Raw genomic sequence first — 14,645 nt, forward strand, 5'->3', positions numbered from 1 at the left:
CACCATGATCGAACTGCCGGGCTTCCTGGAGTGGCTCGAGCCGATTGTCGGCATGGAGTGGCCCGAGGGCAACGAAGACCAGATGTGGGCGCTGGCCCAGGACTGGCACACCGCCGCCGCTGACCTGCGCACCATTCTCGGCGACATCGATGCGGCGAAAAGCGCCTCGCTGACCGCCTATCCGGTCGGCGAGGGCGTCGAGGAGATGATCAAGGGCTTCGACAGCATGCGCTCCGGCGACGGGTCGGAGAAGGACCAGTCGCTGAACAAGCTGGCCGAACTCTTCGACCAGATCGGCGAATCCGCGAGCGGCGTCGGCACCGAGATCGAGTACGCCAAGCTGATGTACTGGTCCTCGCTGGGGCTGCTGGCCGGCGAGCTGGCCGCGGCCTGGTTGTTTCCGCCCACCGCGCCCGCGGTCGAGGCGGCCGCGATCGGGATCACCCGGATCGCGGTGCGGATCATCGGCGAACGGGTGGTCTCCGCGATCATCCGGCACGCGGGCAAGCTCGTGGCATCGAAGCTCGCGAAGTTCCTGCTGCGCCACGTGGCGATCGATACGATGCTCGGCACGTTGCAGGAGCTCGGCGTCCAGCAGTGGCAGGTGGACCACGGCCACCGCAAATCGATCAACTGGGATCAGGTCGCGGTCACCGCGGTGAGTTCGGCCGCGGGTGGCGCCGCGGCGGGCCCGTTCGGGGACTGGCTCGGGCACCGGCTGAGTTCGGAGATGAAGCCGTGGATGCGGGCCGCGATCACCGGTCCGGGCGCCGGTTTGATGGGCGCGGGCGCGGGATTCGTCGCCGCGACCGGCACCCAGTTCGGCATCGACGCCGCACGCAACGGCGTCGGCGATGCCTGGAACAACCTGAAGAACACCCAGGTCGACTGGCGGATGTTCACCGCGGGCGCGTCGAACGGCGCGATGTCCGGACTGAACAAGGTTGGCGCACAGCACGCTTGGGGACATATGCGCCCGGACCTGTTCGGCAGACCCAGTTTCGGCGACCGCTTCGACGCCGCCGTCAATCCCTCCGGCAGCGGGGCGAATTCGACCGATGGCGCCGGGGCGCGGCCGGCGGACGCCGGCGACGGTAGCGGCCGGGGCTCGTCCCGCGACGGCGGAGCGACCAGGCCGGCCGGCGCTGGAGATGTCTCGGGCAACGGACAGGGCGGCGGAGTCAACGGACAGCGTGCGGGCGATGGCGGCGGATCCGGCAGCAACCGTGGATCGAGTGACGGTCAGAACTCGGGCGCCGCCAATGGTCCCGGCGATAGCCGCGCATCGAGTGCCGATCAAAAATCTGCCGAGGCCGGCGGATCCGATGCCGATCGTAGATCCGCCAATGGTCGGAACTCGGGCGATGTCGACGGGTCCGGCGAGCGCCGCGGGGCGAATGATGGGCGTAATTCGAGCGATGCCAACGGCTCCGGCGATAGCCAGGCCTCAAGTGCTGACCGCAATTCTGCCGACGCTCCCGAGGCCGATGCGAGCCGGGGAGCGGGTCATGATGACCGAACCGGCGACGCCCAGGGGCGATCGGGCGATGCGACGATCCGGGATGCGGACCGGGCGGCCGGCGATTCAGCACCGGCGCATTCCGACGGCGACGGTCAGAGCCGGGCCGGCGACAGTAGCTCCCGACCGGTCGACGGCGCGGGATCGAACCCGGATCGCACTGCGGCGCAGTCCGATTCCGCGGATCTCACAACTCAGCGTGCGGGCGTGGCACCGGAAGCGGACGCCGTGCAGGGCGCGGGGTCCGACGGCCGGATCGATGCGACCTCCACGGGCAGCGAACCGGTCACGGTGCGAAACACCGATGGCGGACTCATCGCCAATGCGCCGATCCATGCCACGCCTCCCGGGAACCCGGGCGCCGCGCCCGCCCACCCGGCATCGGTCAATCCGACTACTGCCGGTGAAAATCGCAGTACTCCACTATCTTCCAGTGCGTCTCGCCCGGCGTCCGCGGATGTGCGTGCGCACACCGTGTCGGACGCCCCACGCGTCGAACAACCGCGGGCCGGAAACCCGGACAGCCGTCCGGCCGCAGATGCCCGCCCGCCCGCCGATCGCCCCCGGGTGAGCGACGTCCGTGGTGACGGCACCGCCCCGCGCACCCGTGAACCGGATCGCACCGGCCTAGCGGACACCGCCCGCAGCGAGCATCAGTCGGCGCTGCAATCGGGTTCGAGCGGCGAGCATCCGCCGCGCGCCCGGTCGAGTGCGGACGGGGCCGCCGAGACGCGGCAGGTAGGCGATTCCGACGGGCCACGGTTGGCTGACAGCTCGCACACCCGGCGGGACGGCCCGACTCCGCTCGACGGAGCCGGCCTGCTGCCGCTCGCCGCCGCGGCGGGCGCCGACGCCGCGCCACGCGCGGATCATCGGACCACGCCACCAGACACCGCCGCGGCCGCCGATCCCGATCACGCCGCCACCCGCCCGGATCGATCGGAACTCGACCAGCGGCGCGACTGCGCGGTCCGCAGCCTCGAACTCATCCGTCGGCTCACCGGCAGCGACGTGATCGACGTGCCGACCCGGGAAGTCGGCCTGGACGGCGTGTCCCAAGGGGAAATCGAGCAGGCCGCCCACGCGCCGCTGCGAGACGTCGAGACCCACAACGAGATTCACGACGCGCTGATGTACGAGACCCGGCCGGACGGCAGTTTCGTGCTGGACTCCGACGGCAACCGGATCGAGCGCCCCGACGGCGTGGCCGCGCTGGTGATCGACGTCTACGGCAAGAGCGACGAGCACAATGTCGGCGCGCACGCCTACGTGCTGGTCAAGGAGAACGGCACGATCGTGGTGCGTGATCCGGTCCTGGGTCTGCCGCACGACTTCCCGCCGGTACCGCCCGGCGCCGACTACCCGGTCCGGCTCACCCGCACGATCCTGTTCGACGAGCACGGAATTCCGCAGCAGCACGCGGATTCCGGTCTGCCGCCGCGGGATCTGGGGTTGCACGAGGTCGGGGTCGGGCACCGGCCGCCGGACGGCGAACCGATCGAACCGGCATCGGACTCGGACGGCGGCGGTAAGAAGCCGCCCGGGCTACCACCACCCGCCTCACCGGACGACCCCGGCGGCGCGTCGAATACCCACCGCGACAACGATTCCAGCGGGCCTCCGGTACTGGAACCGGATTCGGTGGTGCTCGCCGACGACACCCACCCGCATACCCTCGACATCGATGGCGAGCAGGTTCCCCTGGCGCTGCATCCGGACGGCGAGGATCGTTGGCGCGCGGTACCGGCCGGTGAAGGGGAACCGCCTGCGCGGCAGGAGGGTTCGGGCGAGGTCGAGAAGAAGTCGCCGGTTCGTCGTGCGTGGGAACGCATCCGAGACCGGATCTACGTCCGCGGCTACGAGGGGGACAACCCCAAGTACCCGTCCGGTTCAGGCGAGGACGGCCGCGGGCAGACCGCACTGCGCGACGGGGTGGCCAACGCGCCACACCTGTTCGACCAGCCGCCCACCCCGGCTCCCGCTCCACACGTTCCGCATGCACCGGATGTCCCGCACGTGGGACCGGCGCCGGACGCATCGGACAAGGCGCCCAACGTCGCTCGCATCCTGAAAGAGGGCGCGACGATCTGGAAGAACCGCGAGCACCTCCCGATCCTGGGCCAGCTGTCCGGGCGGACCCCCGACGTGGCGGGTGATTTCGTCGCACCGCGCACCGCGGACGGCGCGGAGTACCGCTTCTGGGTCAGCGACGCGGACCCGGATCTGGTGCGGGAGACCATCACCGACCTCTTCGAGGTCAGCCAGATCTCGGCGGAAGAGGCCAGGGCCGTTCTGCAAGACGCGCTTTCGGTGTCGGATCCGGAGCAGCGGCAGCGGATCGTGGACGACATGGAGCGGTTGGGCCTGGTTTCCGAGGACGAGGCGCGGGCCCTCGAGCAGGAACCACCGGCGCACCCGGACCCCACGCCGGACCCGGACGGCCCACCGCCCGAACACGAGTCGCTCTCCGAGCTGGCCGACCGGCTCGGCTTCGACCTGCCCGACGAGGACCCGGCGACGGTGCGCCGGGTCATCGACCAGCAGGAGTACCGCACGCTGCGCGAGGCCGCGTCGATCGAGGGCCTCGCCGACGCGTACCGCCGATACAACGAGGAGCAGACCCGGCCGTACACCAGAGAGGATGTGGCAGGCCGGGATTCGCGCCCCGCACTCGGCGAGGGCGAGCAGCGCAATCACCCTGGCGAGCTCGAGGGACCCGACCAGCGTCGCCGCGCGGAGGAGGACGAGGACCTCTACTTCGACGAGGACGAGTTCGACGACGATCCCGGCCATCGTCCGGTCCGTCAGGGCGAGCCGGATCCGGCCGGACGGCCGGTCCCGTACTCCGACCAGGTCAGTTTCTTCGACGACAATCCGATGGGCCGCTTCCTCAAGGAGCTCAACGCGGCCTTCGACGGTTCGACCGGGGTACAGAACTACACGCCGGTCGGCAATGGCGCGGACCCGCTGAAGGAATGGGGTGATATCGGCCCGAACGACCCCGAGCTCGGCCGGGACCAGGGACCGCGTGCCTACTTCGAACATGCGCTGCGCCGCGACCAGCTGCGCGACGAATTGTCCACCTGGGCACAGATGTTCGGCCTCGACATCGACTCGGTCAGCACGCAGCGGATCGACGAACTGCGGGCCGCGAATCAGGCGCGCGCGGACCGGGTCGCCGAATTCGCCGATGCCGCCGAATTCCGCGTCCATCCCGAATCCGGCGATCAGCCGCCGATCGGCGAACCGTTCGGCGACCAGGTCATGCGGATTCCGGTCGGCGAGGATGTGCCGGACCGGCTCGTCGTCATCGACGGACCGCAGGACCGGGCCGCCGCGCTGGCCCGCGTGCTGGCCGACAACCCGGACCTGGCGCAGGCGGTGAATCGCGGTGACGTTCAAGTCGATTACCACAAGGCGCGCACCGATCGGAACGGTCATATCCATCTCGAACCGGTCGATACGCCCGACGTCTATCACCACCGCGAGCGGATCGATGGCCGCGATCTGGCGGTAACCCTGTTGCGCGACAGGGACGGTCAGTGGCATCCGGTCGTGCTGGACCACGCCGACGTTCCGCACACCGAACCGTCGGCGGCGAACGCGCCGGAACCACCGCCGCGACCGCGGGCCGAAGTGCTCGCCGACCTGGTGGATCTGGCGCGCACCCTCGGCCTGCAACCGGAGGCGCTGCACCCGGACCGGGTGGCGCAGACGATCGCGGATATGAAGCTGGACAACGCTGTTCGGGCCGGGCAGATCGAGGCGCTCGCCGACTTCGCGCGCTCGATGAACGACATCTCGTCCTTCAACGACATCGGTGACGCGCGCAGCCAGCTGGCCACCCGCCTCGGCATCCCCGAGGCGGAGCTGACCCCGCAGCGGCTCGCCGAAGCGCTGACCGACGGTTCGTTCCGAAACGCGCTGCGCGCCCAGCAGATCGGCGATCTCGTTGCCTACGCCAAGCAACTGCGCGACCTCGATCCGGCCGCGTTCGCCGCCGCGCGCGATCAGCTGGCGAAGCGGCTGGGGATCGATCCGTCGGAACTCTTCCCGCCGAAGTACACCAAGAACGACGCGGGGCGGTTGGTGCACGGGCTGGACTCGAAGAGCCTGGATCCGAAGAAGCTGCGCAAGCTGCTCGCGCAGATGGAACGCGACGGCAAGCACGACCTGCTGCGGAACGCGCTCACCGAGTACTCGAAGTCGCTGATCGAGATCGATCCCTACGCCGATGTACCGCGCGGTGACCTGTCCGCCGATCCGCGGGTCACCGGCGAGCCGCCGATCCACGACCCCGAGGCGATCCACGCGTTGCGCGAGATCATCCGCGAGGCAATGGATTCCGGGGATTCACTCGACTTCGGGCAGACTCTCGCCGAGCACCCGCGCCGGCCCGGTGGCGACGGAACCTGGGATCGCGACAGCGACGCCGACAGCGATCGGCCCGACCCCAACCGGGACTGGTCGCGGCTGGTCGGCGTCGATCTCGCGGACGCCGACGACGCGACGTTCCGCAAGGTGTACGAGGCGTATCGCGACGGCAAGATCGAAAAGCACGAGGGTCTGACCCCTACGGAGCTGGCCGCGGAAATCGCCAAGATGCGCGATGAAGTGCGGCAGCGAGCCGCGCAGATCCGCGAACTCGCCGACCTGGCCGACCAGTTCTACCGGGCGCCGGAGCAACTGCCGGCGGGCGACCAGGCCGGGCATCCCGGCGACGGGCATCCCCGGCCCGAACTGGGCGGGCCCGACGACGATGGCCGGACGCCCTCCTCGCCCCCCACCGAGCCGCCGCCCCGCCGGCCTGGGTCGGATGGCGTCGCCCAGCGGCCGGCGATCGAGGGCAACGGTGAACAGCAGCCGGGTGTGCGGACCCGCTCCGTCACCGATGACCCGGTGCGGCAGCCGGATTCGGGGCAGAGTCCGAACGAGCCGGGTAATCGGACGAAGGTGGCCGAGGAGCCGCCGAGCACCGAGCCGACAGTGCGCGACGAACGGCCGACTGCGGATACCCAGCCGGACCCGCACGCACGGATAGATGCGGCGCTGGCGCGTGAACTCGCCGCTCTGGACGAATCGCAGCAGCGTCATGCCGACGAGGCCGACGCCGAGGTGCAGCGGACGCTGGACCGGCTGGATCGGATCGGTCGGGACCTGGACAAGCCGCTCGACCTGCATGACGTTGTGCCGGAGGCTGATTCGGCGGAGCCGCGTACGCGCATCGATGACGCGGTGGCGCGTGAGCTGGCGGCGTTGGATGAGTCCTATCGGCGGCATTCGGAAGAGGCCGATGCCGAGTTGCGCCGCGTGCTCGATCATTTGGAGCAGATCGGGCGTGATCTGGCTGATCGACTCGAACCGCAAGGCATTGCGCCGGAATCGGATTCGGCGAGTTCGAGGTCGCGGATCGATGAGGCGCTCGCCCGAGAGCTAGCCGCCCTGGACGAGTCGTACCGCCGTCATGCGGACGAAGCCGACGCCGAATTGCGGCGGGTGCTCGACCATCTGGAGCAGATCGAGCGCGACCTCGCTGCCCGGCTCGAGCCGCAAGACAGTGCGCCGGAATCGGATTCGACGTCTCCGCCGTCGCGGATCGATGATGCGGTGGAGCGCGAGCTGGCGGCGTTGGATGAGTCGTATCGGCGGCATTCGGAGCAGGCCGATGCCGAGTTGCGGCGGGTGCTCGACCATCTGGAGCAGATCGGCCGAGACCTCGCTGAGCGGCTCGAGCCGCACACTGCGGCACCGGATGCGGATGCGGATTCGGCGAGCCCGGCCAGCCGGATAGACGCGGCGCTGGCCCGCGAACTGGCGAAGGTGGACGAGGCCTACCGCCGCCACGCCGAACAGGCCGACGCCGAGTTGCGCCGCACGCTCGACCACCTCGACCAGATCCGCACCGATCTCGCGGCCCAAAGCGAACACCAGCAACTCATGGCGAACCTCGAGGCCGCCCATCGCGAAATGATCGCCAAGTTCGACGAACTCGACCGCCGCGCCGCTACCGGCCCAGACGTGGCACCACCGACAACCGCCATCCCGCCGCTGGAACTGCCCACAGACGCGCACGGCTCAGCGCCCCGCGAGCCGTCCACCCCGGACCCGGCCGCAGATCACGACCGATCGCGCGAGCCTGACCGCACCCCAGCGCACGACCGATCGGTTGACCCTGAACCGCCAACCACCTCCGACCCTGCCGCGGTCCACGGCCGATCGCGCGACTCCGGCCACACCATAGCGCGAGACCGGTCGACTGACCGTGAACCGCCAACCAGCCGGGAACCCGAGTCCGGACCCGTGCAGACGCCTCCGCGCGGGCCTGCCGTCGCGGATCAAGCCGTGCCGAGGTCGGAAGACGTTGACGCGCAAACGAAGCCAAGCGGCGAGGGCGTTCCATCGGAAGGCAACGGCAACTCGCCGGAATCCGTTGGGAGTACCGAGCATTCGGAGCCGCGCGCGAAGCCCGCACTGAAGCCCGAGGACGGTGAGGGGCATACGCATACGGATCGGCGAGCTGGTGGAGACCCATCGGGGTCGGAGCAATCGCCTAGGCGTGCGCCGGCGTCCGCGCCGAAGCCAGAAGCCGGTGACAGTGGCACACGTGCGAACCGCGGTGATGGTGGTGTTCCGCCTGATCCTGCGGCCGGGCAACGTGATCCGATTCCGCCGCAGTTGCCTGGCCGGGCACTGAGGTCGCACATTCCCCATCCGCCACGAGACTACGAATTCGAGTTCCCCGACCCGGTGGACTCCACCCCCATCCCATGGCCAGTCCCAGACCCGCCCACACCGCCGCACCCGCCGACGCCGCCGCACCCGCCGACGCCGCCACACCCGCCGACGCCGCCACACCCGCCGACGCCGCCACACCCGCCGACGCCGCCACACCCACCGACGCCGCCACACCCACCGGCACCACCGCATACTCCGGATCCGCCCCGGCCTCCCGTGCCGCCGACTCTGCCGGTGCCGCCGCACATTCCGGTGCCACCGACTCTGCCGGTCCCGCCGCATATCCCGGAGCCTCCCGTACCACCGACACTGCCGGTCCCACCGCACATTCCGGTGCCACCGATTCCGCCGGTCCCGCCGCATATCCCGGTGCCACCGAACCCACTCGTGCCGCCGCACCTGCCCGTGCCACCGGAGGTGCCTGAGCCACCGAATCCGCCGCACCTTCCGGTGCCACCGAATTTGCCGGAGCCGCCACATATCCCAACATCACCGCATACTCCGGCACCGCCCGCACCGCCCGCACCGCCCGCACCGCCGGGACCGCCGGTCCCACCGAACATTCCGATTCCGCAGGTGCCGCCGCTTATTCCAGGCCCGCCGGTGCTGCCGCATACTCCGCTGCCACCCATTCCGCCGGTGCCGCCACACATCCCGGAAACACCGAACCCGTCTGTGTCACCGAACCAGCCGGAGCTACCTGAGCCACCGAACCCGCCGTACCTACCGGAGCCGCCGGGCCTGCCGGGGCCGGCGACGGTGCCGAATCCGTCGGAGCCACCACACATCCCGTTGCCGCCGAACACTCCCGTACCACCACACCTTCCGGTTCCGCCGAACCTGCCTGTCCCACCGCAGAACCCGACGCACCCGCATCCGTATCCCGGGGGCCCGGTCCCGCCGGGAGTATCGATGTCACCGAATCTGCCGCCGGGCGTGACGATTCCACCGGCCGATCAGCCGGGATCCTCTCTGCCGCCGTGGACCCCCATCCCACCCACGGGCGGCCCAGGGCCAGGCGGCAACGGTCAACGCAACGGCGGCAACGGTCACGGCCGACGCGCGTACACCGGCGAAAATAGCCGCGGCGCAACGGTTGTCGTCCGCCCATACGTCGGCTATGGCGTGTGGGCCGAATTCGATCCGATTACCGGCGCACTGCAGGCGACGCCTGGCGGGGCGAGTCGACTCGGCGGCGTTTACGCCGAACTGGGTGAAGTTCCCGTGGTGCTCTATCGGCACCATGGCAGGTTGGGGCTGCGGGGCGGCAGTCACGATATCGATCTCGACGGCCCGGTCGCCATCGATTGGTATCCCTACGATCGCCGCAACACCAGGTTCGTGGTCAGCGTGGCCGGCGTCCCCGCCTTCGACGTGATCTACCGTTCCGTCCCCGCCGACGTGGATCTCGGCCTGTTGGTCCGCGACGTCCTCGCCGACCCCTCGCGCCGCACCGCAATCTTCGCTTGACCGCGCGGGACTGTGGCATAGAACAGCAGGTAGCGGGCGCCTTTGTGCACTGTGCCCGGTGGATTTCACCGTTATTGCCACAGCCCGGTGGCGTTGGGTTCAATCGGTAGATGATCAATGGTGATCCGCTGTCTCTGGCCAGCCGTGGCGTGATTCTCGCGTTGCACTCCACGCTGCTTCCGCTCGGCGCGCGCCTGCCCGCCAACCGCCTCGGCGTTGCCGGTGCGCGGCTCGGGCTCGCCGTCGCCTGCCGGATCTGGTTCGACCGCACCTTGCCGACCACACCGGTCGATGTCGAAGGACCGCGCGGTCGAGCACGGGGGGAGTGGGTCGGCGCGGCGCCGCGCCCCGGGCGATCACTCATCTACTACCTGCACGGCAGCGGCTACGTCGGTTGTAGTCCGGCCACCCATCGCGGACTGGTCTCCGAACTGTCGCGCCGTCTCGACCGCCCCGCGTTCACCCTGCGCTACCGGCGCGCCCCCGAACATCGTTTCCCCGCCGCGCACGACGACGTGCTGAACGGCTACCTCTGGCTGCTCGAACAGGGCCACGCGGCGCAGGACATCGTGCTCATGGGTGATTCGGCCGGCGGCCACATGGCTCTCGGCCTGTGTGTGCAACTGCGTGAACTCGGCCTGCCCCAGCCCAAGGCCCTCGTCGGCTTCTCGGCCCTGGTCGACTCGACCTGGGCCCTCGCCGACGCCCGCCGCACCGAGGTGAACGAGGCCTTCATGTCCTTCGGCCTCGCCACCCGAATGACCGGCCTCTACACCGGCACAACCCATTTCGGCGATCCACGGCTGAACGTCGCCGCCCACGCCGGCCCCGACCTACCCCCGATGCTGCTGCAAGCAGGCGGCAGCGAAATGCTCAGCGCCGACGCCGAACACTACGGCGCGGTCCAACGCGCGGCAGGCGGCAAATGCGAGGTACAGCTGTGGCCAGGCATGTTCCACGTATTCCAAGTGGGACATCGTGTTCTACCGGAGGCCCGCGCCGCCCTGGACGGTGTCGAGCGGTTCATCGCCGAGATCGAACGCGCGGAGGTCGAGCGAGGGCCGCTGTCCGCGTAGTCGCGCTACCGCACTGGTTGTGGCACAGTCGATCGCCAAGAAAAGATGCGATCCGACAGTAAGTACTAGGGTGATTCCATGACCGAATGGCGTGCAATGTCCGACGACCAGATCGTCGACCTGGCTCGGCGCCTTCGCTCGTTGAACTGGCCATACCCAGCAACCGACATCCCTGAGCTGGCGGAGTCGTTCGGCTGGCAGGTGAAAACGGCACGGCCGGAGTGGGTCCGCCTCGACGCCGGATTCGGCCGGTCCAGCGGCATGATTCAAATAGATCACGACCAGGCCGTCGAGCTGACACTGCAAGTTACGGATTTCGTAGACAAAGACCCGGCGGGTAAGGCGCAGACGTCCGATACGTTTGTCCGGATGGCCACCGCGCTGACCGCCGGCCTAGGCGAGCCGACGGCCCGGATCCCCGGCGAGTCCGCCGAGATTCGCTGGGCGGGCGCGGAAGCGACCATTGTGCTCAGAAACCTGAACATCACGGTGCAGTTGGCTCTGATCACCAATGCGCGGCTCGCGGCCCTCGATCGGACCATCGACTTGCAGGAAAAGGGGCTGATTTGACCGGGTGGGATCAGTTCGCCGAAGGGTTGGCCCAGCACCTCGCCGAGCTGCCCGCGGGTGCCGTGGTGAAAGTCGTCGAGTCCGATGACTCGGCCGATGTCGCACGGTATGCGCAGTTCCTCCAATCCGAGGACACGCTGTTCGCCGAGATCGTCGGTGACGAGTGGCTCGATCCAGATCTGGGCGCCGGCGAAGCAGGGGCACGGTTGCTGACCGAAGCGGGCTGGCAGCAGCCCGACGAAACTCACAGCGGCAACTGGTGGCTCGATACGCCCTGGCCGATCGACTCGGCGACGTATCGCCGGATCGCGTCGATGGTGGTGACCGGGCTGCGCGACGCATTCCGGATCGCCGACCCTGCGGCGTTCCACTATGAGGCGTGGAACGGCAACGCGGGCAACCGCAAGCTCGATCTGCCGCTGCTCGGCCTGCCTGCGCAGGGCTGACGAGGCGCGACCCGCTGTGCCAGGATGGACGCGGGGCGGCTTCCTCTTCGGGCCAGTCGTCGTTTCGGTGCGCAGATGAGGAGATTTCCGCGACGTGACCAGTCCAGACGATCAGGCTCCGGACCACAAGCCGCGCGACGAGTCGGCGCCGGACCACGATGATTCCGGCGCGCCGGCCGATGCCGAGACGGCCGCCGCCCAAATGGCTTTCATGCGGCGCTTCCTGGTCTCGCCTGAACAGCAGAACGGTGTTGCCGAAACCGGCGAGCCGGCTGCCCCCGAGTCCAGCGGTGACGATGACCAGGAACCCGATGTCGGCTTCACCCTCGCCGGCGGGATGGCCGCGCCGCCGTCGGCGGACCCGGCCGAGATGGCCACCGCGATCAGCCATCAGATCGCCAGGGAATTGGGCGGGGCCGGCCCGGACGGCTGGCGGCGACTGGAGGCCGTCTTCGCGGTGACCGTCGCCGCCGAGATCGCCTTCGCGGTATTCGCCGATGACGAGGAACGCATGGTGCGGGCCTACCCGCCGGAGGAGGTGCTGGCCCTGGTCCGCCAGCACCGGCACGTGTCGGCTCAGCTCAGCGACGGACCGTGGTGGCGGTACAGCATGACGCTGACCAGCAGCGGACAGGTCGAGGTCGATTACGACTACGGCGACGAGCCTTTCCCCGACGAGCAGCTGTTCCCCCCGGAGATCTATCGCGCCGACCTGGAGGTCTATCCGCGAGATGTGCTGCCGGTGTGGCTCGCGGCCTACATCGGGCACGCCGATCGGCAATCACGGACACCTCAGCAGGCGGCCGTCCAAGCACGGGCGGATCGGGACGCGGGCAGGCGCGGGGTGCTGGCCGCGAACGACTTCCCGGCGTTTCCGCTGCTGGCGGCCCGCTGGGCGGTGATCGCCGCGGCGTTCGTCGCCGTCGGATCGCCGCTGGGTCCGCGGGTGCTGCCCGCGTTGAGCTGGTTCGAGGGGTCCAAGCGCAGCGGCTCCACGCTGTATACGGTGCCGGGCGGGCGGGCCGTACTGTCCGGCGGAGTGTGGAACGCGCCGGAATTGAACGCGGTCTACAACCGCGGCGTGCCGATGCCCGACCTGTACGCGGGCGCGCCGGAGTGGGTTGCCAACCCGGTGCTGAATTCACGTGCGGCAGGCGGCCTGCTGTCGTTCTGCTACTGGTGGGAGGGCGGCAACTGGTATCGCGGCATGTCGCCGATCGCCGACGAACTCAGCGACGCGGTGCCGGGCATGTGGTCGCCCGAGTCGGTGGTCGACATCGTGACCGGCTTGATCGCGGAGTCACCGAGTCCACGGCTTCGGCAGGCCGTCGCCAATCTGGTGTCGGCCGCGGAGATCGGGGTCGTCACCAGGTCCACTCTGGTCGACGTGTTCGGCGAAGACGGCGGCTTCGACATCGACAGCGCGCTCTACCAGCTCACCATGGCCGGCGTGACGATGACGGTGCCGGAGCCGATGCCGCAGGAAGACGCCATCGCCCGGGTTCGCCAGTTCATCTTGGACAGCGGTATGGACACCTCCCGGTACCCGCTGGACGGCCTGCGCGCGGACCGGATCAGCATCGGGTGGATGGTCTACGTGCCGACCGCGCCGGGTGAGATCGCGATCGGCCGGGCGCTGTTCTACATCGCCGACGACGGCGTGCTGGAACAGTCGTCGTCCTCGGTGGCCCCGTCGCTCTACATCGCCGAGTTCGAGCATCGATTCCAGCAGCGGCACGGCCAGGTCGATGCCTGATCGCCGCTGCTCGGAGCGGGCAAGACAGCTCCGGTGCCCCTAGGACTGGGGTGCCCCATTGGAGTGGTCCACCAGTAGCGATGGTGTTACGGTTTATTGACTGGCGGCGGAGATCGGGTGAACTGATCATGAACTCTGCCAAGGATTTCAGGTTACGACCGGGGGTTGGCGTCCCCTCGCACTGCGGGAAAGGGTGCATTGTGGCGGATGAGAAATTCGAGTTCCACCCGGACGAATTCCGATCGGCCGCGGGCAAGACGGCTCATGTCGGCGATCGGATCACCGATGCGGTCAACAACCTGAAGTCGGCGGTCGCCGGTCGCGGTGCACCCTGGGGTGACGACAAAATGGGTAACCAGTTCGCGAATGGCCCCGGCGGCGACGACGGATATCTCTCGTCGAAGACGAACCTCATCGAGGGCACTACCGGTATGGCGGGCACATTCAAGCAGGTGGCCGGCGACCAGCGGAAGGTCGCCGACAAGTTGCAGCAGGACCTGGACAAGCGCAATGGCGAAAGCTTCACTTCGTGAGTAAGGGTCGGTAGCCGTGGCACACGATTTTTCTCGGGGAGATGTCGCCGGCCTGATGGAAGAGGTGCAGTCGCAGCTCCACTCGATCGCGCGATTGCAACAACAGCGTCTTGCGCTGATGGGTAAGGCCACCGTGCGCGGCGGGCGGGTGACCGTCGTGGTCAATGCGGACGGCAACGTCATCGAGACCAAGTTCGGTCGAGGCGTCGAGGATTTGGAATACGCCGAATTGGCGCGTGCCGTCACCCAGGCGGCGCAAGAGGCCACCGCCGACGTTCGCCGCCAGTCGCAGGAATTGCTCGCCCCGTTCCAGGAGGAGCGCGCCCGTTTGCCGAAGCTGTCGGATCTGGTCGAGGGAATGCCGGATCTCAGCAGCCAGATGCCCGCGCAGACGCACGCGTCACTGAGTAAACCCGATTCGTTGGAGCGGGCCACCGCTGCCGGAACCGACAGCGCCGCCATGGCATTCGACAATGTCGAGTCGCTCGACAATGTCAAGTCCCGGGAGCGTGGGGTCACCGATTCCGGTTGGTGATCTGA

At 68.9% G+C, this 14,645-nt stretch carries 7 protein-coding genes; all 7 read left to right on the forward strand.

Annotation, left to right across the window (positions count from 1 at the left end; genetic code table 11):
• The first annotated feature begins 4 nt into the window (after nucleotides 1-4).
• The 7 genes from ACFYO1_RS37490 to ACFYO1_RS37520 all read left to right on the forward strand — a co-directional run bounded on the left by ACFYO1_RS37490 (nucleotide 5) and on the right by ACFYO1_RS37520 (nucleotide 14,640).
• Nucleotides 5-9,724, forward strand: a complete 9,720-nt coding sequence (locus ACFYO1_RS37490; RefSeq protein ID WP_387242268.1) for a hypothetical protein — start codon at nucleotides 5-7, stop codon at nucleotides 9,722-9,724.
• A gap of 110 nt (nucleotides 9,725-9,834) precedes the next feature.
• Nucleotides 9,835-10,800, forward strand: coding sequence for an alpha/beta hydrolase (locus tag ACFYO1_RS37495; protein ID WP_387242271.1), 966 nt, complete (start codon nucleotides 9,835-9,837; stop codon nucleotides 10,798-10,800).
• 78 nt (nucleotides 10,801-10,878) lie between these two features.
• The gene (locus ACFYO1_RS37500; RefSeq protein WP_387242275.1) at nucleotides 10,879-11,370 is read left to right on the forward strand and encodes a DUF6301 family protein; all 492 of its coding nucleotides are present in this window, start codon (nucleotides 10,879-10,881) and stop codon (nucleotides 11,368-11,370) included.
• Nucleotides 11,367-11,816: a hypothetical protein gene (locus ACFYO1_RS37505; RefSeq protein ID WP_387242278.1), complete on the forward strand. Its 450-nt coding sequence runs from the start codon at nucleotides 11,367-11,369 to the stop codon at nucleotides 11,814-11,816. The genes ACFYO1_RS37500 and ACFYO1_RS37505 overlap by 4 nt, the downstream gene beginning before the upstream one ends.
• A 94-nt stretch (nucleotides 11,817-11,910) precedes the next feature.
• Nucleotides 11,911-13,572 carry a hypothetical protein gene (locus ACFYO1_RS37510; protein ID WP_387242281.1) on the forward strand — a complete coding sequence of 554 codons (1,662 nt, stop codon included), beginning with the start codon at nucleotides 11,911-11,913 and terminating at the stop codon, nucleotides 13,570-13,572.
• Nucleotides 13,573-13,700: 128 nt separating this feature from the next.
• Nucleotides 13,701-14,105, forward strand: a complete 405-nt coding sequence (locus ACFYO1_RS37515) for a hypothetical protein (RefSeq protein WP_387242284.1) — start codon at nucleotides 13,701-13,703, stop codon at nucleotides 14,103-14,105.
• A gap of 16 nt (nucleotides 14,106-14,121) precedes the next feature.
• On the forward strand, nucleotides 14,122-14,640 hold the full coding sequence (locus ACFYO1_RS37520; protein ID WP_387242287.1) for a YbaB/EbfC family nucleoid-associated protein: 519 nt from the start codon (nucleotides 14,122-14,124) through the stop codon (nucleotides 14,638-14,640).
• Nucleotides 14,641-14,645 lie beyond the last annotated feature (5 nt).

The organism is Nocardia sp. NPDC006044, assembly GCF_042871115.1.
GTDB lineage: Bacteria > Actinomycetota > Actinomycetes > Mycobacteriales > Mycobacteriaceae > Nocardia.